The organism is Kitasatospora sp. NPDC001660, from assembly GCF_053596725.1.
In genome coordinates this window covers 159,019-183,517 of sequence record NZ_JBSFGU010000002.1, presented here as the reverse complement: position 1 = coordinate 183,517, position 24,499 = coordinate 159,019, and the positions used below count along the sequence as shown (strand labels likewise).

22 protein-coding genes are annotated in these 24,499 nt (G+C 73.6%); 7 read left to right on the top strand and 15 right to left on the bottom strand.

Translation table 11 applies throughout. The annotated features are described in order from the left end of the window. Window positions 1-139 precede the first annotated feature (139 nt). A complete protein-coding gene (locus tag ACWCXH_RS02790) occupies window positions 140-718 on the top strand; it encodes a PPA1309 family protein (protein WP_449799515.1) in 579 nt (192 codons plus the stop codon). 15 nt (window positions 719-733) lie between these two features. Here ACWCXH_RS02790 and ACWCXH_RS02785 read toward each other — a convergent pair whose 3' ends face one another. From ACWCXH_RS02785 to ACWCXH_RS02770, 4 genes are all read right to left on the bottom strand, one after another. After that, window positions 734-1,849: a YlbL family protein gene (locus tag ACWCXH_RS02785; protein ID WP_449799514.1), complete on the bottom strand. Its 1,116-nt coding sequence runs from the start codon at window positions 1,847-1,849 to the stop codon at window positions 734-736. A 42-nt stretch (window positions 1,850-1,891) separates the two neighbouring features. After that, the gene (locus tag ACWCXH_RS02780; RefSeq protein WP_449799513.1) at window positions 1,892-2,089 is read right to left on the bottom strand and encodes a hypothetical protein; all 198 of its coding nucleotides are present in this window, start codon (window positions 2,087-2,089) and stop codon (window positions 1,892-1,894) included. A gap of 187 nt (window positions 2,090-2,276) precedes the next feature. Beyond that, window positions 2,277-2,717 carry a molybdenum cofactor biosynthesis protein MoaE gene (locus ACWCXH_RS02775; protein WP_449799512.1) on the bottom strand — a complete coding sequence of 147 codons (441 nt, stop codon included), beginning with the start codon at window positions 2,715-2,717 and terminating at the stop codon, window positions 2,277-2,279. 114 nt (window positions 2,718-2,831) lie between these two features. Next, entirely contained in the window at window positions 2,832-3,980 is a 1,149-nt protein-coding gene (locus ACWCXH_RS02770) for an NAD-dependent epimerase/dehydratase family protein (RefSeq protein WP_449799511.1), read from the bottom strand. A gap of 199 nt (window positions 3,981-4,179) precedes the next feature. On the opposite strand from ACWCXH_RS02770, the gene ACWCXH_RS02765 reads away from it, so the two are divergent. Then, the gene (locus ACWCXH_RS02765; RefSeq protein ID WP_449799510.1) at window positions 4,180-5,700 is read left to right on the top strand and encodes a zinc-dependent metalloprotease; all 1,521 of its coding nucleotides are present in this window, start codon (window positions 4,180-4,182) and stop codon (window positions 5,698-5,700) included. Next, window positions 5,697-6,284 carry an NUDIX hydrolase gene (locus tag ACWCXH_RS02760; protein WP_449799509.1) on the top strand — a complete coding sequence of 196 codons (588 nt, stop codon included), beginning with the start codon at window positions 5,697-5,699 and terminating at the stop codon, window positions 6,282-6,284. The genes ACWCXH_RS02765 and ACWCXH_RS02760 overlap by 4 nt, the downstream gene beginning before the upstream one ends. Before the next feature lie 105 nt (window positions 6,285-6,389). Here ACWCXH_RS02760 and ACWCXH_RS02755 read toward each other — a convergent pair whose 3' ends face one another. After that, window positions 6,390-7,043 carry a M48 metallopeptidase family protein gene (locus tag ACWCXH_RS02755; protein ID WP_449799508.1) on the bottom strand — a complete coding sequence of 218 codons (654 nt, stop codon included), beginning with the start codon at window positions 7,041-7,043 and terminating at the stop codon, window positions 6,390-6,392. A 324-nt stretch (window positions 7,044-7,367) separates the two neighbouring features. Here ACWCXH_RS02755 and ACWCXH_RS02750 point away from each other — a divergent pair, with 324 nt between their 5' ends. Further along, entirely contained in the window at window positions 7,368-8,453 is a 1,086-nt protein-coding gene (locus ACWCXH_RS02750; protein WP_449799507.1) for a ThiF family adenylyltransferase, read from the top strand. Between the two features lie 145 nt (window positions 8,454-8,598). Here the strand turns inward: ACWCXH_RS02750 and ACWCXH_RS02745 are convergent, their stop codons facing one another. Beyond that, window positions 8,599-10,134, bottom strand: coding sequence for an MFS transporter (locus tag ACWCXH_RS02745; RefSeq protein ID WP_449799506.1), 1,536 nt, complete (start codon window positions 10,132-10,134; stop codon window positions 8,599-8,601). Window positions 10,135-10,280: 146 nt separating this feature from the next. Here ACWCXH_RS02745 and ACWCXH_RS02740 point away from each other — a divergent pair, with 146 nt between their 5' ends. Continuing rightward, window positions 10,281-11,003: a TetR/AcrR family transcriptional regulator C-terminal domain-containing protein gene (locus ACWCXH_RS02740; protein WP_449799505.1), complete on the top strand. Its 723-nt coding sequence runs from the start codon at window positions 10,281-10,283 to the stop codon at window positions 11,001-11,003. Between the two features lie 148 nt (window positions 11,004-11,151). Further along, the gene (locus ACWCXH_RS02735) at window positions 11,152-12,516 is read left to right on the top strand and encodes an ABC1 kinase family protein (RefSeq protein WP_449799504.1); all 1,365 of its coding nucleotides are present in this window, start codon (window positions 11,152-11,154) and stop codon (window positions 12,514-12,516) included. Between the two features lie 188 nt (window positions 12,517-12,704). Here the strand turns inward: ACWCXH_RS02735 and ACWCXH_RS02730 are convergent, their stop codons facing one another. From ACWCXH_RS02730 to ACWCXH_RS02715, 4 genes are all read right to left on the bottom strand, one after another. Beyond that, window positions 12,705-12,950, bottom strand: a complete 246-nt coding sequence (locus tag ACWCXH_RS02730; RefSeq protein ID WP_449799660.1) for a hypothetical protein — start codon at window positions 12,948-12,950, stop codon at window positions 12,705-12,707. A gap of 149 nt (window positions 12,951-13,099) precedes the next feature. Next, window positions 13,100-13,468, bottom strand: a complete 369-nt coding sequence (locus tag ACWCXH_RS02725; protein ID WP_449799503.1) for a WhiB family transcriptional regulator — start codon at window positions 13,466-13,468, stop codon at window positions 13,100-13,102. Window positions 13,469-13,636: 168 nt separating this feature from the next. Then, a complete protein-coding gene (locus ACWCXH_RS02720) occupies window positions 13,637-14,101 on the bottom strand; it encodes a hypothetical protein (RefSeq protein WP_449799502.1) in 465 nt (154 codons plus the stop codon). A gap of 271 nt (window positions 14,102-14,372) precedes the next feature. Then, window positions 14,373-16,538 carry an ATP-dependent DNA helicase UvrD2 gene (locus tag ACWCXH_RS02715; RefSeq protein WP_449799659.1) on the bottom strand — a complete coding sequence of 722 codons (2,166 nt, stop codon included), beginning with the start codon at window positions 16,536-16,538 and terminating at the stop codon, window positions 14,373-14,375. Window positions 16,539-16,855: 317 nt separating this feature from the next. Between ACWCXH_RS02715 and ACWCXH_RS02710 the strand changes: the two genes are divergently transcribed. Continuing rightward, complete coding sequence (locus ACWCXH_RS02710) at window positions 16,856-17,113, top strand: mycoredoxin (protein ID WP_449799501.1); 258 nt, start codon at window positions 16,856-16,858, stop codon at window positions 17,111-17,113. Window positions 17,114-17,171: 58 nt separating this feature from the next. On the opposite strand, the gene ACWCXH_RS02705 is transcribed toward ACWCXH_RS02710, so the two are convergent. The 5 genes from ACWCXH_RS02705 to ACWCXH_RS02685 all read right to left on the bottom strand — a co-directional run bounded on the left by ACWCXH_RS02705 (window position 17,172) and on the right by ACWCXH_RS02685 (window position 24,489). Further along, entirely contained in the window at window positions 17,172-18,026 is an 855-nt protein-coding gene (locus tag ACWCXH_RS02705; RefSeq protein ID WP_449799500.1) for a GntR family transcriptional regulator, read from the bottom strand. A gap of 229 nt (window positions 18,027-18,255) precedes the next feature. Continuing rightward, on the bottom strand, window positions 18,256-19,197 hold the full coding sequence (nudC, locus tag ACWCXH_RS02700; protein WP_449799499.1) for an NAD(+) diphosphatase: 942 nt from the start codon (window positions 19,195-19,197) through the stop codon (window positions 18,256-18,258). 85 nt (window positions 19,198-19,282) lie between these two features. Beyond that, the gene (locus ACWCXH_RS02695; protein WP_449799498.1) at window positions 19,283-20,686 is read right to left on the bottom strand and encodes a dipeptidase; all 1,404 of its coding nucleotides are present in this window, start codon (window positions 20,684-20,686) and stop codon (window positions 19,283-19,285) included. Window positions 20,687-20,833: 147 nt separating this feature from the next. Next, window positions 20,834-23,719 (bottom strand): FtsX-like permease family protein, encoded by a 2,886-nt coding sequence (locus tag ACWCXH_RS02690; protein ID WP_449799497.1) that lies wholly within the window; start codon window positions 23,717-23,719, stop codon window positions 20,834-20,836. Continuing rightward, the gene (locus ACWCXH_RS02685) at window positions 23,716-24,489 is read right to left on the bottom strand and encodes an ABC transporter ATP-binding protein (protein ID WP_449799496.1); all 774 of its coding nucleotides are present in this window, start codon (window positions 24,487-24,489) and stop codon (window positions 23,716-23,718) included. Before ACWCXH_RS02685 ends, ACWCXH_RS02690 begins: the two co-directional genes overlap by 4 nt. Between the last annotated feature and the right edge of the window lie 10 nt (window positions 24,490-24,499).

Sequence of the window (24,499 nt, the reverse complement as noted above, 5' to 3'; positions counted from 1 at the left end):
GGAGTCGGTCGGTCTTCAGAGCAACTTAACCAGGCTCCGGCCGAGTTCCCACCGTTAGCGGACGGTTACGACGCAGCTCCCCCGCACCACCCGCACCGCCCGGCGCGGCACGCCCCGCCCGACGTGTGAGGATTGGGACATGTCCGACGCCACCGCCACGCCCAGCCCCGACTCCCCCGACGACGTCTCCAAGCTCCCCGCGGCCTCCCCCCTCACCCGGGCCGCCCTGGAGATCGACGAGTACGCCGCCACCCTCGGCTGGGACCTCCCCGCCCGCCTCTTCGCCCTCGTCGACAGCACCGCCCTGCGCAGGGCCGACCCCCGTGTCGCCGAACAGCTCGGCCTCTCCGACGACGACACCGCCGGCCTCACCCCCGTCGAACAGGACGAGATCCCGGCCGGCACCCCCCTCGACAAGTTCCTCGGCACCATCGCCTGGCCCGACGCCGTCGCCGGCTGCGCCCTGGTCGTCGAGCGCCTCATGCTGCCGCCGGGCGCCGAGCAGAGCCGCCCGCGCAACGCCAGCGACGCCCAGCTCGCCGAGTGGGTGGCCAACCACCCCAAGCGCGAGGAGGTGCGGATCACCGCCGCCGTGCTGCGCGACGGCAAGAAGGAGATCGCGCTGCGGCTGCGCTCCAAGGACACCGCGCGCGAGGTGCTGACCGGCCCCGACCTGGTGCCCGGCCTGACCGACGCCCTGCTGGCGACCTTCGCGTAGCCCGTTCTCCCCGACCTACTTCGCGGCGCAGGACGGCAGCGCGGAGGTCTGGCCGGAGCGGACCTGCTCCAGCGACTTCAGCGCGCCGTCCAGCGTGTCCGTCTTGATCAGGGTCAGGCCGGACGGGACGTTCTTGCTCGCCTCGGCGCAGTTCGAGGACGGGGTGAGGAAGTACTCGGCGCCGGCGTCCCGGGCGGCGATGATCTTCATCGCTATCCCGCCGATCGGGCCGACCTTGCCGTCGTCGTCGATGGTCCCGGTGCCCGCGACGAACTTGCCGCCGGTGAGGTCGCCGCCCGGGGTCAGCTTGTCGACGATGCCGAGCGAGAACATCAGGCCGGCGCTCGGCCCGCCCACGTCCTGCAGGCCGATGTCGATCTGGAACGGGTAGGTGTGCCGGATCGCGGTGCCGATGCCGACCACCGCGAGGCCGGCGCGCTCGGCCGGGGCCTTCGGGTCGAGGTCCTTGGCCGCCACCGTCGGCACGCTGACGTCGGTGCGGGCCGCCGGGTTCGCGGAGCCGTTGCCCGAGGTGTCCTTGACCCGCGGGACCACGGTGAAGACCACCGGCTCGCCCGGCTTGTGCTTGGTGACGCCCGCGGCCACCTGGTCGGTCGTCGTCACGGGCGTGCCGTCGACGGCCACGATCTGGTCGCCCGCGTGCAGCCGGCCCTCGGCGGGCGCGCCGGCCGTGACCGTCTTGACGATCAGGTCGTTGCCCACCGGGATGCCCAGCTGCTTGAGCGCCGCGGTGCGGGCGCTGTCCTCGGAGGAGGCGAACTCCTCGGCGTTCTGCTGCTTCGCGTCCGCGTCCGTCTGCCCCTTCGGGTAGACGTTGTCGTGCGGCACCACCATCACGTCGCCGCGCAGCCACCCGATCACCGCGTTGACCAGGCTGGGCTCGTACTTGGCCCCGGTGACCTGAACGGTCGTCATGTTCAGGTGCCCGGTCGTCGGGTACGAGTCGTGACCGGTGACGGTGATCACCGGCTTACCCCCCTGCTGGCCGAGCGTGTTGTACGTCGGCCCCGGGCTCATCTCCGTGTACGGCACCTTCATCAGCACCGAGACACAGAGCAGCGCTATGAGCAGCAGGGTGGCGGCGAGCATCGTCGCGGAGCGGCGTGGCATGCCTCGACAGTACGGGACGCGGGTGACGCGCCGCCGCCCGGGCTACCGGCCGGGCCGCTCCCCGGGAGCCGCGCTGCCGCTGGTGCTGGTGCTGCGTTCCATCGCTGCCATGAAGCGCCGGTGCTCGGCGAGTGAGGCCGGGTCCCCCGTGGCCCTCGGGGCCCGCTGGGCCCAGCCCGCCCACACGGCGGCGAGCAGGACGGCGACAACCGGAATGATCAACCAGGCGAGCGCACCCATGTCCGTACTCCCAGCTCGTCGTGCCTACGAGCAGATTAACCACTCCGGCGGACAACGCGATCACCGGCGTCCGGGTTACGCGAGCGCCGATCGGCTCACCGCCGGGGAGTATCCGGCCTAACGGACCAGACCCGTTCGAGTGAGACCACGGCGCGCCTGACGCCGCGGGCGCCGGGAATGTGCTGGTTCAGCAGCTGCCGGCGCCGACCCACTCCTGCTCGCCGTCGGCGAAGACCTGGTGCTTCCAGATCGGCACCTCGTGCTTGAGGTCGTCGATCAGCCGGCGGGCGGCGGCGAAGGCCTCGCCCCGGTGGGCGCAGGAGACCGCGACGATCACGGCCTTGTCGGTGATCTCCAGCCGGCCGACCCGGTGCACCGCGGCGAGCGCGCGGACCGGGAAGTCCGCGACGATCTTCTCCGCGATGCGGCGCATCTCCTGCTCGGCCGTGGGGTGGCAGCTGTACTCCAGCGCCGCCACCGACTTGCCGCCGTCGTGGTCACGGACCGTCCCGACGAAGACGGTCGTGCCGCCGGCCGCGTCGTCGCCCACCGCCTCGTACACCTCGTCCAGCGAGAGCGGGGTGTCGCGGATGGCGAGCAGGCGAATGGGGTCGTGGTTCTCGGACATGACCCCATGATTCCCCATCCCGGGTGGTCCGCGACAAGGGGCTTCCGCATCACGATCCAGGAATTTCGCATCGTGAGAAGTCATGGCGCGACGGGTGCCGCACTCCGGGACCCCTCAGAAGCGGCGCCGCTTGCGCGCCCGCCGCACCAGCGCCGCCGTGCCCACCAGCGCCACCGTCGCCCCGGCCGCGCCCAGACTGGTCGCCGCCTCCTTGCCGCCCAGGCGCCGCCCGGCCACCGCGTGCTTGCCCGCCACCTGCGCCAGCAGCTCCGCCAGCACCTGCTCGTTCGTCCAGGCCGGACGCCAGCCCGCCTCGTGCAGCCGACTGCCGGACACCACCCACGGATACATCGTGTAGGCCAGGTCCCCGGCCGGCGCCGGGGTCAGGCCCAGGCGGTGCAGCCGGGCCGCGGTGCCGAGCGCCAGCGAGGCCGGCAGCTCCATCCGGCGGATGCCGGACAGCCGCTCCACGTCCTCCTGCTCGAGCCAGCCGTCACAGCCGACCGTCACCTCGCCCTCGACCAGCCCGAGCGCCGCGTACTCCAGCGCCGTCGACAGGTCGTCCACGTGGCAGAACTGCCAGCACGGGCGGGAACCGGCCACCACCAGCAGCCGGGGCGCCTCGAAGTGCCGGGTCAGCACGGTGTCCACACCCGGGCCGACCACGACGGCCGGGCGCAGCACCGTCACCTGCAGCCCCGGGTGGGCGCGCGGCGCCCGCCGGGCCAGGCGCTCGATCTCCAGCAGGTCCCCGACGAGCGAGGCCTCCTCCGTCGCCCGCAGCTCGGAGTCCTCGGCCAGCGGCACCTCGTTGTCGGCCAGCGCGCCGTAGACCATCGCCGACGTGCACAGCACCACCCGGTGCACCCCGGCGGCCGCGGCGGCGGTGAGCACGGTCTGCGCGCCGCGCACGTTGTAGGCGCTGCGGGCGCGCGGATCGGACTCCATGCCGAAGTCCATCGCCAGGTGCACGACGACGTCGACCCCGGCCAGCCGCTCGGCCACCGCCGGATCCCGCACGTCCAGCACCCGCCACTGCGCGCCCGGCACGTCACCGCGCCGGTCGTCCACCGCGAGGACCTTCTTCACGTGCGGCGAGGCCACCAGCCGGGCCGCGAGCCGCTCCCCGAGCACGCCCGCCGCCCCCGTGACGGCCACAGTGACCGGCCGCCCGCCGTAGGCTGGAGGCGGCGACGCCGTGGTGTCCGGGGCGTCCTCTCCTCCGGTCAGCCCAGAGCGAACGTCCGAAGGCGGGGAACTCACCGGCCATCCTCCACGGTTAGCTTATGTGCGTACGTACGTGTGTCACGTACGTCCATCCTGCCCGAGGCGAAGGCCCCGCGGTGCACCCGGCGCGGGCCCACCGCGCGGGAGCCGCTCACGAGCCCCCCACTCCGCCACCGCCCCGGGCGCGCAGACTTCCCGCCACACCCGCATGACGGCCGACCGGATCGAGGACCCCGTGAGCGACCTTCCCTTCGGATTCGGCGTTCCGCCCGAGGAGCCCGAGGACGGCAAGGCCAAGCCCGACGACGAGCAGAAGAAGGACCAGGGCAGCCAGAGCCCCGGCCAGAGCGGCTCCCAGCCGTTCGGCTTCGGGGCCGGCAACCCCTTCGGCGCGCTGTTCGGGATGCCCGGCGGTGCCCCCGGCGCCCCCGGCGCGGGCGACAACCCGTTCGCCGCGATGTTCGGCGGCCTCAACCCCAACGACCTCGGCGCCGCGTTCCAGCAGCTCGGGCAGATGCTCTCGTTCGAGGGCGGCCCGGTGAACTGGGACCTCGCCAAGAACATCGCCCGCCAGACCGTCGTCGCCGAACCCGCCGAGGGCAAGAGCAAGGACCGCTCGGTCAGCGCCACCGAGCACTCCGCCGTCGCCGAGGCCGTCCGGCTCGCCGACCTCTGGCTCGACGGCGCCACCGAGTTCCCCTCCGGCGCCGGCACCGCCGTCGCCTGGAGCCGCGCCGAGTGGATCGAGGCCACCCTCCCGGTCTGGAAGGACCTCGTCGACCCCGTCGCCGAACGCGTCGGCACCGCCATGGGCGGCGTCCTGCCCGAGGAGATGCAGGCCGTGGCCGGCCCGCTCATGGGCATGATGCGCTCCATGGGCGGCGCCATGTTCGGCACCCAGATCGGCCAGGCCCTCGGCGCCCTCGCCGCCGAGGTCGTCGGCTCCACCGACGTCGGCCTGCCCCTCGCCCCGGCCGGCAAGGCCGCGCTGCTGCCCCAGAACGTCGCCGAGTTCGGCGAGGGCCTCAACGTGCCCGCCGACGAGGTCCGCCTCTACCTCGCCCTGCGCGAGGCCGCCCACCAGCGCCTCTTCGCCCACGTGCCGTGGTTGCGCGCCCACCTCCTCGGCGCCGTCGAGGCCTACGCGCGCGGCATCAAGGTCGACACCTCCCGCATGGAGGAACTCGTCGGCCAGCTCGACCCCACCAACCCCGAGGCGCTCCAGGAGGCGCTCGCCGGCGGCCTCCTCCAGCCCGAGGACACCCCCGAGCAGAAGACCGCCCTGGCCCGCCTGGAGACCGCGCTCGCCCTGGTCGAGGGCTGGGTCGACGCCGTCGTCCACACCGCCGCCGAACCCCACCTGCCCCAGGCCGGCGCCCTGCGCGAGACCGTCCGCCGCCGCCGCGCGGCCGGCGGCCCCGCCGAGCAGACCTTCGCCACCCTCGTCGGCCTGGAACTGCGCCCGCGCCGCCTGCGCGACGCCGCCCGGCTCTGGGCGCTGCTCGCCGACGCGCGCGGCATCGAGGGCCGCGACGCCCTCTGGGAGCACCCGGACATGCTGCCCACCGCCGCCGACCTCGACGACCCGGACGCCTTCGTGCACCGCGGCGCGGCCGGCGACCTGGAGGGCGGCATCGACTTCGACGCGCTGGACAAGCTGCTCGGCGAGGCCGCGGCCGGCGGCACCACCGACCTGACGAAGGGCGACGAGCCCGAGCGCGACAACACCGACGGAAAGGGCGGGCCCACCGCATGACCGCCACCGACACGGGGGCGTCCGCCCTGCACGCGGACGCCGTCGGCGCCCTGACCCGGTGGCGGCCCGCCGACGAGGACCAGGAACAGCTGCGGCTGGACTACCTGGAACACCTGGCCGCGCAGCCCGAGGGCCTGTACCGCTCCTGCCTGCCCGCGCACATCACCGCGAGCGCGGCGGTCGTCGACCCGGCGGCCGGGAGGGTGCTGCTCACCCTGCACCCCAAGGTCGGCATGTGGCTGCAGATGGGCGGCCACTGCGAGCCGGGCGACCGCGACCTCGCGTCCGCCGCGCTGCGCGAGGCCGTCGAGGAGTCCGGCATCCCGGACCTCGCCCTGCTGGCGGTGGACGGCCTGCCGGCCCCGGCCAAGCTCGACCGGCACCAGGTCCGCTGCACCGGCAAGGACCGGCCGGAGAACACCCACCTGGACGTCCAGTACATCGCGCTGGCCCCGGCCGGCGCGCAGGCGCTCATCAGTGAGGAGTCGCTCGACCTGCGCTGGTTCGACTACGACCGCCTGCCCGAGCTGACCGACCACTCGGTGCGCGACCTCGTGGCCCGGGCGAGGCGGCTCACGAGCTGAGGTGCGACCGAAGGAAGGGGGCGCGGGCCGATACGGTCCACGCCCCTTTTCGTCGCTCCCACGTTCGATCCAGCGGCCCGCCGTACGGCTTCCCGCCGCGCGCCTTCAGCCGCAGGAACGCGCCGGATCCGACTCCGGGTCCGCGTGCCGGGCCCCCGGGACGTGCGGCAGCCGGGCCGCCGACACCACACCCTCCAGGTACCCGCGCGCCCGCTCCGTCCGGGGATAGGCCTCCAGCAACGCCCAGAACGCCGGACCGTGGTCCGGTACCAGCAGGTGCGCCAGCTCGTGCAGCAGGACGTAGTCGAGCACGTACTCCGGCATGCCCTGGAGACGGTGGGAGAGCCGGATCGTCCGCTCACTCGGGGTGCACGAACCCCAGCGCGAGTTCTGGTTGGTGACCCAGCGGACCTGGGCCGGCTTCGCACGACCGTCCAGGTAGGCGGCGGACAGCTCGCGGGCCCGGGCCTCCAGCGCGTCGTCCCCGGGAATCCGGCGGCTCTCCTGCGCGGCCAGCTTCTCCAGCATCTGCGCGACCCAGCGCTGCTCCTCGGCGTGCGACATCCGGGCCGGGATCAGGACGACGGTGCGATCGCCCTCCCGGTAGGCGGAGACGGTGCGGCTGCGGCGGGCACTGCGGCGCACCTCGACCCGCGTGCGGTCGTGCGGCTCCCCGGGCTTGGGCGGGGGCGGCTGGTGCTGCGACTGCGGCTGCCTCGACTGCTGATCCGGGCGCCCACGTGTGCTCGGCGCCGCCACTTGCGACCCGGACGCTGCACGGGCACGCCGACGCGACGCCGGTGGATGGGAGTCCCGCTCGGCTGCCATGGCACACGACGTTACCCGGTACCGCTGACAGAAGTCCGCTGCCATGGCCGAAATCTTTCGTGGAGTGATCGGGAACGAAAGGCCGACAAGGGGTGTCCGGAAATCGACGCCGGAGCGGATAGTCAGTTATCCACAGGGCTTGCGAACGGATGATGTGATCATGAGCCCACGCCTGTGGATAACTCTGCGCACGATGTCGTGCCGATGGGGCAAGCTGCGGTCAGCCGTCCGAAAACGACCGGAGAGGAGATCGCCGTGCGCCTCGCCCTGAAGCCCGCCCTGTCCCGCAGCTGGCGGGACTCCGAGACCCTGCAGTTCGGGACCATCAGCCGCTACGCGGGGGTGGTCGAGCACGCCGACAAGACCCTGTGCGACTTCCTGGGCCTGCTCGACGGCACGCGGGACCGGCCCGCGCTGCTGGCCGCCGGCGAGAAGGCCGGGCTCGGCCGCGACCCCGCCGAGGCACTGCTCGCCGACCTGGAGCAGGCCGGGCTGCTCGACGACGCGCAAGCCGCCGAAGCCGCGCTCGCCCGGTTCCCACAACCGCACCGGGAGCTGCTCGGGCCGGACCTCGCATCGCTCTCGCTGGTCCACTCCGGCCCTGGCGCCGCGCCGGCGGTGCTGGCCCGACGGGCGGACGCCCGGATCGAGGTCCGCGGCGCGGGGCGGGTGGGAGCCGCCGTGGCGGCGGTGCTCGCGGCGGGCGGGGCGGGGGCCGTCACGGTGAAGGACGGCGGCCGGGTCCGGCCGGGCGACTGCTCGCCCGCGGGAGTGCCGCCGTCGGACGTCGGGCGGCTGCGCATGACGGCCGCGAAGGAGGCAGTGCTGCGGGCTTCGGCCCGGCGCCCGGCACCCACGCCACGACGGAGCGCGGACGAGCCGCCCGATCTCGTGGTGCTCGCGCCGCGGGACGGCAGCGGGGCGTTCGCGGGCGGGGCGTACGAGGCGCGGCAGCTGCTGCGGGCCGGGGTGCCGCATCTCTACGTGGGGGTGGTGGAGGAGTTCGGAGTGGTCGGGCCCCTGGTGGTGCCGGGAGTGTCGGCCTGCGGGCATTGCCTGGTGCTGCGACGGGAGGACGAGGATGCGGCATGGCCACGGGTGCTGGCCCAACTCGCGGACGGAGGACCGGGGCGTGCGCGCACCCCGGCCTGCGACACCGCACTGGCCACCGCCGTGGCGGGCCTGGCGGCCCTCCACGTCCAGGTGCACCTGGACGGCGGCCGGCCGCCGAGCGTCAACGGGTGGTGCGAGGTCTCGGCGACCGACGGAATGCCGCGTCGGCTACGGCTGACGGGCCACTCGGACTGCGGCTGCCTCTGGCAGCCGCTGCCACCGAGGTGAGGTGAGGGGCGGTCGGGTGGGCGGTGAGTGAGTGAGTGAGTTGGTGGGCGGGGGGGAGGGGGAGGGGCCCCTCCCCCCGTCACCGAAGGCCGGTACCCCCAGGGGCACCGGCCTTCTCGGTGAGGACGAATCGAGCTGAGCTCCGTCAGGCGGCGATCGCCGCACCCTCCGCCGACTCGGCAGTCTCGTCAGCAGCGGTCTCGGCCACCGGCTCCGCGCCGACTCCCGCCGGGCGGTCCCGCATGACCAGCGTGGCCACGAGCGCTGCCGTCAGCACCCCGATCGCGCTGATCGTGAAGGTGGTCGACATCGCACTCGCGAACGCCTCCCGAGCGGTGTGCACGAGCCCGGCGTCCCCCTTCGCGACCGCCAGCGCCCCGGCGATCGAGTGCTTCGCCTCCTCCGGAAGCCCCGCCGGCATCCGGCTCGCGAAGCCGCTCGACAGCAGCGAGCCGAGGATCGCGATGCCGAGCGCGGTGCCCGCCTGCTGGATGGTGTCGTTCAGCGCCGAGCCAACGCCCGCCTGCTCCGCCGGGATGGTGCCCATCAGCGCGCCCACCGCGGCCGGCATGGCCAGTCCGGCCCCGAGCCCGAGCAGACCGAGCGCGACCGCCGGCACAGTGAAGCCGCTCTCAGCCGAGACGGTGGTCAGCAGCCCGAAGGCGGCGGCCATCACGAGCATTCCGGCGAGGATCAGGAAGCGGTTGCCGATCTTCGCGGCGAACTTGGCCCCGGCCCCGTTGCCGACCAGCGCGGCGACGGCGAGCGGCACGAAGGCGAGCCCCGCCTCGACCGGCGAGTAGCCCAGCACGAACTGCAGGTACTGGGTGAGCACCAGCAGCAGGCCGCCGTTGCCGATCTGGACCAGCGTCAGCGAGAGCGAGCCGCCGCTGAAGTTGCGGTGTCCGAAGAGGGCCAGCGGCACCATCGGCGCGTCGGTGACGTTCTCCCAGACCACGAACCCGCCGAGCGCCACCACCGCCACGGCCAGGGTGACCAGCGAGCGGCCGCCGAACGCGCCGTGCTGCGGGATCTCGATGATCCACCAGATCAGCGCCGTCATGCCGACCGCGGACAGCACCGCGCCGAGCGGGTCCGGCTTCTGCCACGGCCCCTTGGACTCCGGCATCAGCACCAGGCCGGCCAGGATCGCGAGGGCGACGACCGGAACGTTGAGGAAGAAGATCGAGTGCCACGAGAAGTGGTCGATCAGCACACCGCCGAGGACCGGGCTGCCGACCAGACCGAGCATCGACACCGAGCCCCAGGCCGCCATCGCCTTGCCGCGCTCGTCCTCGTCGAAGACGGTGATGAGGATCGACAGCGTCGACGGCATGATCAGCGCACCGCCGACACCCATCGCGACGCGGGAGGCGATCACCTCGCCGGGGTTCGTGCAGAAGGTCGCCGCCAGCGACGCCGCCCCGAAGAGCAGCAGGCCGATGATCATGATCTTCCGACGGCCGAAGCGGTCGCCGAGGCTGCCGGAGGTCAGCAGCAGCCCGGCGAAGACCAGGACGTAGGAGTCGAGGATCCACTGGGTGTCCTGGGCGCTCGCGCCGAGGTCCGCCGTCATCGAGGGCACGGCCACGGTCAGCGCCATGCTGTCGATCACCAGGACCAGCGAGCTCAGGCACAGCACGATCAGGATCCACCAGCGGTGCGGATTACGGGCTTGCATGAGATCTCCCCTCTCCATGCGCACACCGTTCCCCCGGTGCGCACTGCGTTCCGTCTCTGCGAACACTGTACGCACTGCGGAACAGTGTGCGCAACATGGAATTGCTGTACGCTGAGTGCGAACGGTGTACGCAGAAGGGAGCGCCCATGGCCGCCAGCACGAACCCGATCCCGTCCGTATGGGCACGCCGGCAGCGCGAGCCCGACCAGCCCGTGCTCAACCGGGACGCGATCGTCCGCGAGGCGATCGTGATGCTCGACGCCGACGGCACCGAGGCTCTGAGCATGCGCAAGCTCGCCGCCCGCCTGAACGCCGGCGCGACCTCCCTCTACCGCCACGTCGCGACCAAGGACGAGCTCATGGAGCTCGCGGTCGACGAGGTCTTCGGCGAGGTCGTCCTCCCGCCCGCCGACAGCCCCGACTGGCGCGCCGCGGCCACCGACGCCGCCCAGGCGTTCCGCGCGACGATCCTGCGCCACCCCTGGCTGTCGTCCGTCCTCGGCCAGGCGGGCCTCGCCTACCTGGGCCCCAACCTCATGTCCTTCGCCGAGCAGCTGACCGTCCTCTTCACCGCCGCCGGATTCCCCGAGCCCGTCCGGGCGATCGACACCCTGGTCTGCTACACCATCGGCATGGGCACCACGGAGTCGGCCTGGCTCACCACCGTGGCCCGCTCCGGCGAGACGGAGGCCGAGTTCATCGCCCGCCTCATGCCCGCCGCCCAGGAGGCGGCCGACGGCTTCGAGCACCTCTCCGACGCCTACGCGACCGCCGCCGCCGCCATCGACCCGGTGGCCACCCGCGACACCAAGTTCAGCTACGGCCTCGAAGTCGTCCTCGACGGCCTGGCCCTGCGCCTGCCCCGCTGATCCGCCACCCGCCGCCGTCCCCCGCGAGCCGTACGCCCGCAGGCCTCCGTGAAATGCGGGCGGGAGCGGGGCGGGGAACGGGCACAATGGCGTAGTGATGGTCGGCCGTCCGGTACCGGGGGCCGGGGGTATGTGGGATGGAGGCCCGGTGAGCGATCTTCCGCGCAAGGCAGTGACCCGCACGGCACGGCTCGCCGCCCTGCCCCTGGGGATAGCCGGCCGCGCCACGCTCGGGCTGGGCAGGCGGATCGGCGGCCGGTCCGCCGAGGTGGTGACGGCCGAACTGCAACAGGCCACCGCCGACCAGCTGTTCAAGGTGCTCGGCGAACTCAAGGGCGGGGCGATGAAGTTCGGGCAGGTGCTGTCCGTCTTCGAGGCCGCATTGCCCGAGGAGGTCGCCGGGCCGTACCGGGCGGCGCTCACCAAGCTGCAGGACGCCGCTCCCCCGATGCCCGCCGCCAAGGTGCACGCCGCACTCGCCGAGCGCCTCGGGACCAACTGGCGTGAGCTGTTCCTGGAGTTCGACGACCGGCCGGCGGCGGCCGCCTCGATCGGCCAGGTGCACCGGGCGGTCTGGCACGACGGCCGCCGGGTCGCCGTCAAGGTGCAGTACCCGGGCGCGGGCGACGCGCTGCTCGCGGACCTGTCGCAACTCGGCCGCGTCGCCTGGCTGCTGGGCCCGCTGATCCCGGGGCTGGACATCAAGCCGCTGATCACCGAGCTGCGCGAGCGGGTCTCCGAGGAGCTCGACTACGAGCTGGAGGCGCAGGCGCAGCGCCGGCACGCCGAGGAGTTCGCGGACGATCCGGACATCGTGGTGCCGAACGTGGTGGCGCAGGCGGATCAGGTGCTGGTGACGGAGTGGATGGATGGCACGCCCCTGGCGGAGGTGATCGCGGGCGGGAGTCAGGAGGAGCGGGACCGGGCGGGACAGTTGCTGGCCCGGTTCCTGTTCGCCGGTCCGTCGCGGACGGGGCTGTTGCACGCGGATCCGCATCCGGGCAATTTCCGGTTGTTGACGGACGACGGGCCGGTGTCGGGGTGGCGGCTGGGGGTGCTGGACTTCGGAACGGTGGACCGGTTGCCGGGTGGGCTGCCGGCGCCGATCGGGGCGTCGCTGCGGATGGCGTTGGCGGGGAACGCGGCGGGCGTGCTGGAGATGCTGCGGGAGGAGGGCTTCGTGAAGCCCTCGATCGAGCTGGATCCGGACGCGGTGCTGGACTACCTGCTGCCGATCATCGAGCCGGCGGCGGTGGACTCGTTCCATTTCACACGGGCGTGGATGCGGGCGCAGGCGGCCCGGATCGCGGATCCGCGCTCGCCGGCCTACAACCTGGGCAAGCAGTTGAACCTGCCGCCGGCGTATCTGCTGATCCACCGGGTGACGTTGAGCACGATCGGGGTGCTGTGCCAGCTGGGGGCGAAGGCGCCGTTCCGGGCGGAGATGCTGGAGTGGCTGCCGGAGTTCGCCGAGCAGGTGCCCGGCGGGAAGCGGGCTCGCAAGCGGCGCTGAGCGGGCAACAACTCCGGGCTGGCGGCGCCGGGAAGGCGACTCCGAGCCGGCGCGGCCGAGCAGGGGACGCCGAGCCGAAGCGCGCAAAACGGCCACAGGCCGCTCCCCGGGTGCGGGGGGCGGCCTGCGGCGCGACGGGGGTGTGCCGTTCGTCCTGTGCCTGTACGGGCGTGCCTACACGCGTGTGACTACATCAGGGCGACGGCGAGGGCCTTGCGGGCCCGCAGCGAGGCGCGCTCGGCCCGCTGCTTCAGCTTGCGTGCCCGGGCGACGCGGGTGACGAGCCGTTGGTGCTCGGCCTCGTGCAGTCGCTCTTGCATATGGGCGCGGGCCAGGGATTCGTGGAGGAGTTGCATCTCGAGGGTCCTGTTCTGGATCTGGAGTTCGGTGGCCTGTTCGGCGCGGACGGCGGGGTCGATGGCGGCGGCGGTCATGTCGTGGTCCTGCTCGTGGTGCGTCGTCGGGAAGGGGTTGGTGCGGGCGGCGTCGGCCTTGGCGGCGGCGATCCGCACGGAACGGCGGAGGGAACTGTCCAGCGGGGGCTGCTCTCCCCGGCGGGCGGCTCCGGCTCCGTGGTCGGGGCTCACGCCATGACCTCGGTCTTGCGCGGACGGCCACGGGGCCGCTTGCGGGCCACGACGACGCCCTGGACGAAGAGCTCGCCGCCCCAGACGCCCCAGGGCTCGCGGCGCTCGAGGGCGCCGGCGAGACAGGCCTCCTTGACGGGGCAGGTGCCGCAGAGGGACTTCGCGTACTCGACGTCGGCGGGCGTCTCGGCGAAGAAGACCTCGGGGTCGAAGGCGCGGCACGGGATGGGGAGACCGAGTGCCTCGGCCTGCTCGATCGAGCTGAGCTGCATGGAAGGAACCTCCGGGGGGTCGGCCTGGTCGGCCTTGGTGATCTGGCTTGTCGGCGGTACGGACGGGGTGGGCGGTGTGATGACCGTGGACACTGTCTGCGTCTTCCTCGTCTTCTCAGTGGTTCCGGCCCGGCGGACTGGTGGTGCTGGGCCGGAGGCCCCGGGGGGCCTGGGTGGTCTTGCGTACCGGACAAAACAGAAGGGCCGCGGATCCCGGTGTGACGGGTTCCGCGGCCCTGGAGGTGCCGACCTGAGGCTGACTCAGGTTCGTTCTCTCCAGGGTTCAGGCCCGCGGAAGGCCCGCATCCGGATGGCCATGGCGCCCGTAATGGCGGCCTCGGCCTGCTTGATCTGCTGCTCGTTCTGCTTCTGGGCGTTTCCGGCACCGATGACCTGCGCATAGCCGCCATGCATGGCTGCGGCTACGACCGCCTTCGGTGCCTGGGTCGGTCGCTCGTCGCGCTCGGAGCGCGGCGTGCCGAACGATGCCCAGTCGCGGGACAGACCGGTCTCGACAGAGGTGCCTTCGACGCTCCTGCCGACCGCGATGCACAGATCAGTGTGTCCGAGACCACTGACAGCGGCGGCGGGGACGACGGAGACACCGGTGGTGTCGAGACCCAGACCGGTTCCACCGAGCTCGGCGGACGCCCGCAGGCGGGCGTCACGCAGGGAGGCAGCGACAACGGTCTGGCCAGTCATTTTGGTGATCATGATGTTTCCCACTGTCTTCGCCTCCTCTCGGCGTCTCGCGGAGCCGGGTTTCCCCTGCTCCGAATGTTCGGATGTCTGTCTTGGTGAAGCTGTTGGGCGCGGGAACTCGGCACAGGCGTCACCCCGTGCGTTCGCGTCCCCTTGACCGCTCCGGCAGGCTATTGCGCTCCAGGTATGCCGCGCAAACTATTTTTCGCGGCGAGTCTTCCGGCACGGTGGGCAGCGCGTTCCGATGTCGCGCGAGAGTCCCCCGAGCAGTCCCCGTGACCGCGCCCGCACCGGCTCACGCCGGTTCGACCGGACCGTCGTCCACGACGCCGTCCGGTTCCTCCTCGGGCTCCTCCCCCGCACACAACGAGAGCACGGCGGCCCCGTACTTGTCCAGCTTCATGGCACCGACCCCGGAGATCCGGGCCAGTTCCCCGCGGCCGGCGGGCACGTCCTCGGCGATCGCCATGAGCGTCGCGTCGGTGAACACCACGTAGGCGGGGGCGCCCTGCTTCCTGGCCTGCCGGGCGCGCCATTCGCGCAGCCGCTCGTACAGCGCCTCGTCCATGGTGGAGGGGCAGGTCTCGCAGCGGCGGAGCTTGCGTTCGACGGCGTCGGTGAGGACCCGTTCGCAGACGCGGCACTTGACCGGTCCGCGGACCTTCCGCCCGGCGGCGCGCTCGCCGAACTCCACGCCCCCGCGCCCGCCCCGCGCGCCGGTACGGGTGCCGGGTGCGGCCGAGCCGGGGCGCAGCCCGTCGAGGAAGCGGGTGGGCTTGCGGCCGGCGCGGCCGCCCGGGGAGCGGGAGAGGGCCCAGGAGAGGGAGAGGTGTTTGCGGGCGCGGGTGACGCCGACGTAGAGGAGGCGGCGCTCCTCCTCGACCTGTTCTTCGGTCTTGGCGTAGATGATCGGCAGGGTGCCCTCGGTGAGGCCGACGAGGAAGACGGCGTCCCATTCGAGGCCCTTGGCGGCGTGCAGCGAGGCGAGGGTGACGCCTTCGACGGCGGGGGCGTGCTGGGCGGCCGCGCGGGCGTCGAGTTCGGCGACGTAGGCGGCGAGGTCGGTGTGCTGCCCGGCGGCGGTGCGGGAGCGTTCGAACTCCTCGGCGAGCCGGACGAGGGCGGCGAGGGATTCCCAGCGGTCGCGGACGGCGCCGGAGCCGGCCGGGGGTTCGGGGGTGAAGCCGCGGCTGGCGAGGACGGCGCGGACCTGGCCGGCGAGGTCGGCGCCGTCGGTGAGGGGGTCGGCGGCGGCGCGGGCGGCGCCGCGCAGCAGGATGCCGGCGTCGCGGACCTCGGGGCGTTCGAAGAACCGCTCGGCGCCCTTGAGCTGGTAGGGGACGCCGAGGTCGGCGAGGGCCTGTTCGTAGACCTCGGACTGGCTGTTGGTGCGGAAGAGGACGGCGACCTCGCTGGCGCGGACACCGGCGGCGAGGAGGTCCTTGATGCGGCGGGCGGTGGTCTCGGCCTCGGTGGGCTCGTCCTCGTACTCGGTGTAGACGGGTTCGGGGCCGGCCTCGCGCTGGGAGACGAGTTCGAGGCGGTGGCGGGCGGCCTCGCCGCGGGCCTGGGCGAGGAGTCCGTTGGCGAGGTGGACGACCTGGGGGGTGGAGCGGTAGTCGCGGACGAGCTTGACGACGGTGGCGTCGGGGTGGCGGCCGCGGAAGTGGAGGAGGTAGTCGGGGGTGGCGCCGGTGAAGGAGTAGATGGTCTGGCTGGCGTCGCCGACGACGCAGAGGCTGGCACCGCCGCCGGGGCCGGTCCACTGGTCGAGGAGGCGCTGCTGGAGCGGGGAGACGTCCTGGTACTCGTCGACGGTGAAGTGCCGGTACTGGGCGCGGACCTGGTCGGCGATGTCGGGGCGGTCCTCGAGGATGGCGGCGGTGAGCAGGAGGACGTCCTCGAAGTCGATGACGCCGCGGCGGCTCTTGGCCTCCTCGTAGACGCGGTAGACCTGGGCGGTCTCGGCGGGGTCGCGGGGGGCGTCGCGGCCGGACTTCTGGACGGCGGCGGGGTAGTCGTCGGGGCCGATCTGGGTGACCTTGGCCCATTCGATCTCGGCGGTGAGGTCGCGCAGTTCGGTGCGCTGGACGCGCAGGCCGCAGCGGCCGGCGGATTCGGCGACGAGCTGGATCTTGCGTTCGATGAGCTGCGGGACGGGGCCGCCGACGGCGCGGGGCCAGAAGTACTGGAGCTGGCGCAGGGCGGCGGCGTGGAAGGTGCGGGCCTGGACGCCGTCGGCGCCGAGCTGGCGCAGGCGGCCGCGCATCTCGCCGGCGGCGCGGGCGGTGAAGGTGACGGCGAGGACCTGCTGGGGCTGGTAGACGCCGCTGCGCACGCCGTAGGCGATGCGGTGGGTGATGGCGCGGGTCTTGCCCGTGCCGGCGCCGGCGAGGACGCAGACGGGCCCGTGCAGGGCGGTGGCGACGGCGCGCTGTTCGGGGTCGAGGCCGGCGAGCACGGCGTCGGGGCCCGCGTCGCGCGCGGGGTCGGCCCAGGGGTTGCCGGTGCCGGTCCAGGGGTCGCCGGGGCCGCCGCTCAAGAGGTCTTCCTGCATGCGTTCCATCCTCTCAGCCCGGTGGGACAACCGGGGCCGGGTTGTCCACAGGCCCGGTGTGACCGCAGGATGATCACTCTGCCTCTCCGGGCTTCGCACCCTCCGGCGCGGCCGTCGCGACCACGGCGGCCTGGACACGGCGGCCGGAATGCCCGCCGCGCGTCGGACGTTGCGTCCGGAGACCAGAGACCGTCCGCCCCCTTTCCGAAGGAGCCCCCTCGATGTCCGGCACCGTGACGATGTACAGCACGACCTGGTGTGGGTACTGCAACCGACTCAAGAGCCAGCTGGACCGTGAAGGCATCGGCTACACCGAGATCAACATCGAGGAGGACCCGGCGTCGGCGTCCTTCGTCGAGTCGGTGAACAACGGCAACCAGACGGTCCCGACGGTGCTGGTGACGCCGACGGGCGGCGGCGAGCAGGTCGTCATGACCAACCCGAGCCTGCTGCAGGTCAAGAAGGCCCTCGCGGCCTGATCCGCGCCGGGCGGAGCGCCCCCGGGCCCGCCTGCGGGCCCGCCCGGGCCGGCGCGTCTCAGGGCGCGTCGGCCGGGACCGGGTCGGCCGGGGCCGGGTCGACGGGGGCCGCGGGCGCGGGCAGCGTGGTGCGCGCTCCGAGGTCGCCGACGCCGTAGACGAGTCGGCTGCGGTCGGCCGAGTAGCGGGTCTCGATGACCCGGACCGGCCCGCGCCGGTCGTAGGTGACACGGGTCTGCACCATGAGGGGCACGCCCGGGCCGCCCTGGAACCACTGGGCCTCCTCCGGGCCGGGCATCCGGGCCACGAGGTGGTCGACGGCACCGATCTCGGTGCGGCCGAGGGCCGCGAGGACCGCCTCGTCCCCGCCCTCGACGGGGTCGGGCTCCATCAGCGGGGTGCCCGCGGCGAGGCCGGCCCGGTAGTGGCTCTCCTCGATCGAGTACGGCTCGCGGTCGAGCGTGCGCAGCTGGCGGCGGACGACGATGGCCTCACCGGGACGCAGTCCGAGGCGTTCGGCGATGTCGACCCGGGCGCGGACGATCATCATCTCGAAGTCGGTGCCGAGTTCGCGGCCGGCCTCGGCGGCCTCGCCGAGGTAGACGGCGGTGGGGACGGCGAGGCAGTCGCGCGGGGCGGCGGGCAGCGCGGGGCCGTAGGCGTGGTGGTCGAGGACCGGGTGTTCGCGCAGGTAGGTGCCCTTGCCCTGGAGGCGGACGAGCCGGCCTTCGTTGACGAGGACGTCGACGGCGAGGCGGACGGTGTTGCGGGCGACTCCGTACTGGCGTTCCAGTTCGCTCTCGACCGGGAGGGCGGCGTCGGCGGTGAACTCGCCCTCGGCGATGCGGCGGCGCAGGTCGGCGGCGAGGCGCTGGTATTTGGGGGATTGGGCGGTGCCCCGGGGGATTGTCACCCGAGTGAATGTAGCGAGCGGGGTGACGGGGTTTCAGCCGTTTCCGGCAATGTCGTCCGCGCGGGTTGGTGGCGCGCGCCGGGTGGCGTGCGGCCGGGGCAGGCAAGGCCCGTCCGGTCACGAACATCCGGTGGGCGCGGGTTCCGGAAGGGATCGAAATCGAAAATGGGGGCGCGCGGCACAAGCCACGCGCCCCATTTTTCGGCGGACCCGGTGGAATCGGCGGGAATTACCAGCGCGCCGAGGACGGCAGCGGTTCGCCGTACCAGAGTTCGACGAGGTGGCGCGCGATCGAGATCCCGGAGGGCGGCAGGATCTCCCCCGCCTCCATCCCGGCCCGCAGCTCCTCGCGCGAGAACCAGCGCGCCTCGGCGAGTTCCTCGCCGTCCACGGTGATCTCGGTGCCGCCGGGCAGCGCCTTGCCGGTGAAGCCGAGCATCAGGCTGGACGGGAACGGCCAGGGCTGGCTGGCGACGTAGTGCACCTCGCCGACCCGGACGCCGGCCTCCTCGTGGACCTCGCGGGCGACCGCCTGCTCGATCGACTCGCCCGGCTCGACGAAGCCGGCCAGGGTGGACCAGCGGCCCTCCGGCCACAGCGCCTGGCGGCCGAGCAGGCAGCGGTCCTGCTCGTCGGTGATCACCATGATCACCGCGGGGTCGGTGCGCGGGTAGTGCTCGGCCGCGCAGGAGGTGCAGCGCCGCACGTGCCCGGCGCCGGCCTTCTCGGTCGGGTGGCCGCAGCGCGAGCAGAAGCTGTGCAGCCGGTGCCAGTGCTCCAGCGCGACGGCGTGCACCAGCAGCCCCGCGTCGCGGTCGGACAGCAGCGCGCCGACCTCGCGCAGCCCGGCCGGACGGGCGTCGCCGTCCAGCCGCCCGGGCAGGCTCTCGCCGGCCAGCGCGAAGTAGGAGACGCCGTCCTCGTCGGTGCCGAGGAAGTACCGGTCGCCGGTCTGCGGGGCCTCGAAGGAGGGCAGCAGGACCAGTTCGGTGCCCCGGGCGGTGTCGACCACGAAGGCCTCGCCGCCGGCGATCGGCAGCACCCGGGTGGTCGGGTGGCTCCAGGCGGCTGCGAGCCAGGGCTCGTCGAACCGGTGCTCGGCCGCCCGGTCCACTCCGGCCCGGGCCAGTGCCAGGTGCAGTGGGCGTTCGGTCTCAGGCACGGTGCTCACTTCGTTCCATCCCCACGTGGTGAATCATCCGGATGAGTGATCTGACTGCCATGGTGCGCGCGGACGGCGCGGTCCGAGGACGGGCTCACGCGCCGGGCCGGAAGTTCTCGGCCAGGTCGCCCCACAGGTAGGCGGCGGTCTCCACGCCCTTGGCCAGCAGGTCGAGTTCGACCTTCTCGTTGACCGAGTGCCAGCCGTCCGAGGGCACCGAGATGCCGAGGAAGAGCACCGGCGCGCCGAGCACGTCCTGGAGGTCCGCGGCGGGGCCGGAGCCGCCCTCGCGGGTGAAGAGGATCCTCTGTCCGAAGGCGCGCCCCATCGCGCGGACGGTGGACTGCAGCGCCGGGTGGTCCAGCGGGGTCAGGCAGGGCCGGGTCGCGCCGGGGAAGACCAGCTCGTAGCGGATGCCCTCGGGCACCTGCTCGGCAACCCACGCGCGCACGGCGTCGCGGACCTTGTCCACCTCCTGCCCGGCGACCAGCCGGAAGGAGAGCTTGAGGTGCGCCGACGCCGGGACGATGGTCTTGCCGCCGGGGCCGGTGTAGCCGCCCCAGATGCCGTTGACCTCGGCGGTGGGGCGGGCCCAGATCCGCTCCAGGGTGGAGTAGCCGGCCTCGCCGCGCGTGCCGTACGACTTGGCGACCCCCAGCCACTGCTCCTCGTCGAAGGGCAGCTCGGCGAAGAGCTCGCGCTCGCGCTCGGTCAGCTCGATCACGCCGTCGTAGAAGCCGGGGACCGCGACCCGCCGGTCGGCGTCGTGCAGGGCGGCGGCCAGCTCGGCCGCGACCTGCGCCGGGTTGGGGACGGCGCCGCCGAAGGAGCCGGAGTGGATGTCGGTGTCCGGCCCGTACAGGTCGATCTGGGCGTCGGCCAGGCCCCGCATGCCGGTGCAGACGGTCGGCGTGGTCGCGGACCACATGCCGGTGTCCGAGATGATCACCACGTCGGCGGCCAGCCGGGCGGCCTCGCGCCGGACCAGGCCGGCGAAGTGCGGCGAGCCGGACTCCTCCTCGCCCTCGATCAGCAGCTTGAGGTTGACGGCGGGCGCGGTGCGCCCGGTGGCGGCCAGGTGGGCCCGCACACCGAGGGTGTGGAAGAACACCTGGCCCTTGTCGTCGGCCGCGCCGCGCGCGAACATCCGCCCGTCGACCACGGTCGGCTCGAACGGGTCGGTGTCCCAGCCGTCCTCCCTGGCGGCCGGCTGGACGTCGTGGTGCCCGTAGACCAGGACGGTCGGAGCGGACGAGTCGCCGGAGGGCCACTCGGCGAACACCGCCGGCAGGCCGTCCGTCTCCCAGACCTCCGCCACCGGGAAGCCGGTGTCGCGCAGCTTGGCGGCCAGCCACTCGGCGGAGCGCCGTACGTCCCCGGCCCGGGCCGGGTCGGCGGAGACCGACGGGATGCGCAGCCAGTCGCAGAGGTCGGCCAGGAAGGCGGACCGGTGCTGGTCGATGTAGGAGCGGACGGCGCTGTCCGGGGTTCTCGTCATACCGACGACTGTAGTTCGCCCGCGCGGGTGCCCGCCCCGGCCGTCCGGTTGCCGGGCCCCCGCGGGGCTGTAACCTCCGTCACCCCCGTCCGCCGTGACGCGGCGGGCGGGGGTGACGGAGGTTGGCCGTGGGCGGGCGACGCGGGCTCAGCCGGTGCGGCGCAGCAGCGGGATCCGCGAGCGGGTGAGCAGGGCGGCGAGGCCGGCGGCGACGATCGGCAGACCGATCACGACGAGGGCGACGTTGCCCCACGGGACGACCACGAGGGCCCGGTTGGCCATCTCCTCGGGACTGACGCCGGGGTAGGGCTCGACGGCGCCGAGGACCTTGCGCAGGGCGACGGCGGGGACGGCTCCGCAGACGGTGCCGAGGAGGGTGCCCATGGCCGCGATGACGCCGCACTGGAAGCCGGAGAGCGTGCGCCGGATCCGGGGTGTGGCGCCGACCGCCGCGAGGGTGGTCAGGTCGCGCTGGGAGTCGGCGGCGGCGAGTCCGGTGGCGATGCCGGCGGCGCCGAGGGCGACGAGGGCGGCGAAGCCGGACAGGCCGATCCTGATGAGGTCGCCCTTGGGCTGGTAGCCGCGTTCGACGGAGAACTCGGTGTGGTCGGCGAGTTTGCCGACGGCGCCGGCGGCCTTCTGTTCGGCGCCGTCGCCGGGCGGGGCGGCGGGCAGCCAGACGGAGCCGGCGTCCACGACGCCGAGGCCGAGGCGGCGGGCGGTGTCGGGGTTGAGGACGGCGATGGCGGTCTGGACGGGGGTGGTGGCGAGGTAGGCGTCGACGGTGGTCTCGTGCTGGCGCTTGCGCTCGTCCTCGGGCGACGGGTGGTAGGGGGCCGCGTTGACGCCCGCGCTGGGGAGCGGCGCGGGGTCGTTGGTCTGGATGATGAGTTTGCCGTCCTTGATGTAGCGCGGGTCGAGGACGACGGCCTTTCCGTCGGCGAGGGCCTGGGCGGCGGCCGGGTCGGTGATGCCGTGCAGGTTGCGCAGCATGGTGGCGTCGCCCGCGCCGATGCCGCCGTAGATGGTGGAGCCGCGGCGGCTTCCGTCGTACTGGCAGCGCTTGTCCTCGCGGCGCAGCCGCTGGACCTCGGCGAGGGGGAGTTTGCCGTCGTCGCCTTCCAGGGGGCAGCGGAGTTCCGGCGGCATGAGGGGCGTGACCCATCCGCAGGAGCTGTGCCCTTCCTTGCAGTCGGCGGGGTAGGTGAGCTTCTTGACGTCGGCGCGGCGGCCGAGGTCGGGGATGCTGGCCTCGACGGCGGCGCGCATCTGGGGCAGGAGGGAGCCGTCGGAGGCGGGGCCCCATCCGGCGCCGAGGATGACGGCCCCGGCGGGGGCGGAGGCCACGTAGTCGCGGCGGTTCTGCTCGTCGGTGCTGGCGACGTAGACGGAGACGGCGACGGCGCCGGCGACGGCGGCCATGACGGCGGCGACGGCGGGGGCGGTGCGGCCGCGGTGGCGCACCGAGTCGCGCAGGGCGAGGCGGGGGCCGAGCGGCAGCCGGCCGCCGATGCGGCCGAAGAGGCCGACGAGGTAGGGCACGAGGGCGACCATGCCGAGTTCGGCGATCACCGAGCCGCCGAGGACGCCGATGCTGCGGCTGACGAGACCGGCGGTGGTGGCGAGCAGGGCGAGTGCGGCGCCGCCGGCGAGCATGGCGAGGCCGAGCAGGGCGAGCCGACGGCTGGGCGGCTTGAGGGAGTCGCGGCCGGTGAGCGCGGCGACGACGTCCTGGCGGGCGGCCTGGACGGCGGGGACGACGGCCGCGAGCAGGCCGGTGACGAGGCCGATGAGCAGGACGCCGGCGAGGTCGAGCGGCTGGACGGCGAAGTGGCCGAAGCGCTGGCCGGCGTAGTCCTCGGCGCGGGTGCGCAGGAGGGCGACGAGGCCGAGGCCGACGCCGAGGCCGAGGACGGCGCCGGCGGTGCCGAGGACGACGCCGCCGCCGAGGACGACGGCGCGGATCTGGGCGCGGTCGCCGCCGCCGGCGGCGAGCAGGCCGAGTTGCCGCCGCGAGCGCCTGGCCCCGACGGCGAAGGCGGGACCCGCGAGGAGCACGATCTCCAGGAGGGCCATGCCGACGACGGTGGCGAGGATGACGACGGCGGTGCGGTCGAGGAGCGGGGTGGTGGTGCCCTTCTGCTGTTCGGCGTAGAAGGGGACGTCGGCGCGCGGCGGCGGGTCGGCGAGGACGGCGCGGGACGTGGCGGTGAAGCCGTACTTGTTGAGTTCGGTGACCTTGGCCCAGTCGAAGGTGGTGCCGGCGGGCATCCGGACGAGCCAGTGGTCGAGTTCGTGCGGGGGTTCGCCGTTGGCGCCGGAGGGCTTGGCGAGGGGGTCGACGAGCTCTCCGGGGCGGGCGACGAGGGTGGTGGCGCTGAGTTCGCCGGGGTACTCGACGACGCCGGTGATGGTGAAGGGGGTGGCGTCGAGGCCGCGGACGGTGGTGGTGGCGCCGAGCTTGAGGCGGGAGCGGTCGAGGAAGGTGCGGGTGACGGCGATCTCGTGGGCGGCGTTCGGTGCGCGGCCCCCGACCAGGTTGATCTTGCCCTGCCAGACGGGGTCGGTGAGGTCGGCCTCGACGGTGTCGGCGGAGATGAGGCCCTCGGCGCTGGTGGTGGCGGTGAAGGGGCCCTGCCGCTCAGGCACGAAAATGGTGCCGGCGGGCAGGAGTTGGCGGATGAGCGTGCCGGGGTCGGCGTCGCGGCTGCGCCGTTCCTCGGGGGTGGGGTCGGGGGCGGGGCCCTCGTTGCTGCCTCTGGTGGACGCGAACTTGATGCCGTCGTTGGGGTCGGGGGCCTGTTTGAGCGTCGCGCCGCGTTCGGTGAGGCGCAGTTCGGCGTCGGAGCGGCCCATGACGCGCTCGGCGCGTTCGGCGGGGGTGAGCTGGGCGCTGCGGTAGAACACGTCGGCGCCGGTGACGCCGAGGACGGGCAGGGCGACCATGGCGACCACGAGGGCGCTGCGGCCCTTGGCGCGCAGGGCGTCGCGGCGGGCGATGCGCAGGGCGACCCGCCAGGAGCTGAACTTCACTCCTCCCCCTGACGCTTGGCGTTGGTGGCGGCGCTGACGAGCAGGCTGCCGGCGTCCTGGCTGACGCTCTCGTCGACCATGCGCCCGTCGCGCAGGAAGACGACGCGGTCGGCCCACGCGGCGTGGCGGGCCTCGTGGGTGACCATCATGGCGGCGGCGCCGGCGTCGCAGCGGGCGCGCAGGACGGCGAGGACGGCCTCGCCGGTGGTGGAGTCGAGGGCGCCGGTGGGCTCGTCGGCGAGGACGAGGCGGCGGTCGCCGATGAGGGCGCGGGCGATGGCGACGCGCTGCTGCTGGCCGCCGGACATGTCGTCGGGGAAGCGGTCGGCGAGTTCGGGGATGCCGAGTTCCTCCAGGGCGGCGAGGGCCTCGCGGCGGGCGGCGCGGGCGGAGAGGCCGTCGAGTTCGCGCGGCAGGGAGATGTTCTCGGCGGCGGTGAGGGCCGGTATCAGGTTGTAGTCCTGGAAGACGTAGCCGACGGAGCGGCGGCGGACCTCGGCGAGCCGCTTGCGGCCGAGGCCGCCGAGGGCGACGCCCTCGACGAGGACCTGGCCGCTGGTCGGGGTGTCGAGGCCGCCGGCGAGGGTGAGCAGGGTGGACTTGCCGGAGCCGGACGGGCCCATGACGGCGACGAACTCGCCGGGGTTCACCCTGAGGTCGATGGAGCGCAGGGCGTGCACCTCGGCGGCGCCCTGGCCGTGCACCCGGCTGATGCCGTCCAGGTGCAGGACGGGCCGGCCGCCGCTGCTGGTCGGGTCGGTGTGGGACACGTTCCCCCCT

Bases quoted from the DNA above. Each gene is read 5' to 3' on its own strand.
- ACWCXH_RS02790 (WP_449799515.1), top strand. From the start codon at position 140: ATGTCCGACGCCACCGCCACGCCCAGCCCCGACTCCCCCGACGACGTC.
- ACWCXH_RS02785 (WP_449799514.1), bottom strand. From the start codon at position 1,849: ATGCCACGCCGCTCCGCGACGATGCTCGCCGCCACCCTGCTGCTCATA.
- ACWCXH_RS02780 (WP_449799513.1), bottom strand. From the start codon at position 2,089: ATGGGTGCGCTCGCCTGGTTGATCATTCCGGTTGTCGCCGTCCTGCTC.
- ACWCXH_RS02775 (WP_449799512.1), bottom strand. From the start codon at position 2,717: ATGTCCGAGAACCACGACCCCATTCGCCTGCTCGCCATCCGCGACACC.
- ACWCXH_RS02760 (WP_449799509.1), top strand. From the start codon at position 5,697: ATGACCGCCACCGACACGGGGGCGTCCGCCCTGCACGCGGACGCCGTC.
- ACWCXH_RS02745 (WP_449799506.1), bottom strand. From the start codon at position 10,134: ATGCAAGCCCGTAATCCGCACCGCTGGTGGATCCTGATCGTGCTGTGC.
- ACWCXH_RS02740 (WP_449799505.1), top strand. From the start codon at position 10,281: ATGGCCGCCAGCACGAACCCGATCCCGTCCGTATGGGCACGCCGGCAG.
- ACWCXH_RS02730 (WP_449799660.1), bottom strand. From the start codon at position 12,950: ATGACCGCCGCCGCCATCGACCCCGCCGTCCGCGCCGAACAGGCCACC.
- ACWCXH_RS02710 (WP_449799501.1), top strand. From the start codon at position 16,856: ATGTCCGGCACCGTGACGATGTACAGCACGACCTGGTGTGGGTACTGC.
- ACWCXH_RS02695 (WP_449799498.1), bottom strand. From the start codon at position 20,686: ATGACGAGAACCCCGGACAGCGCCGTCCGCTCCTACATCGACCAGCAC.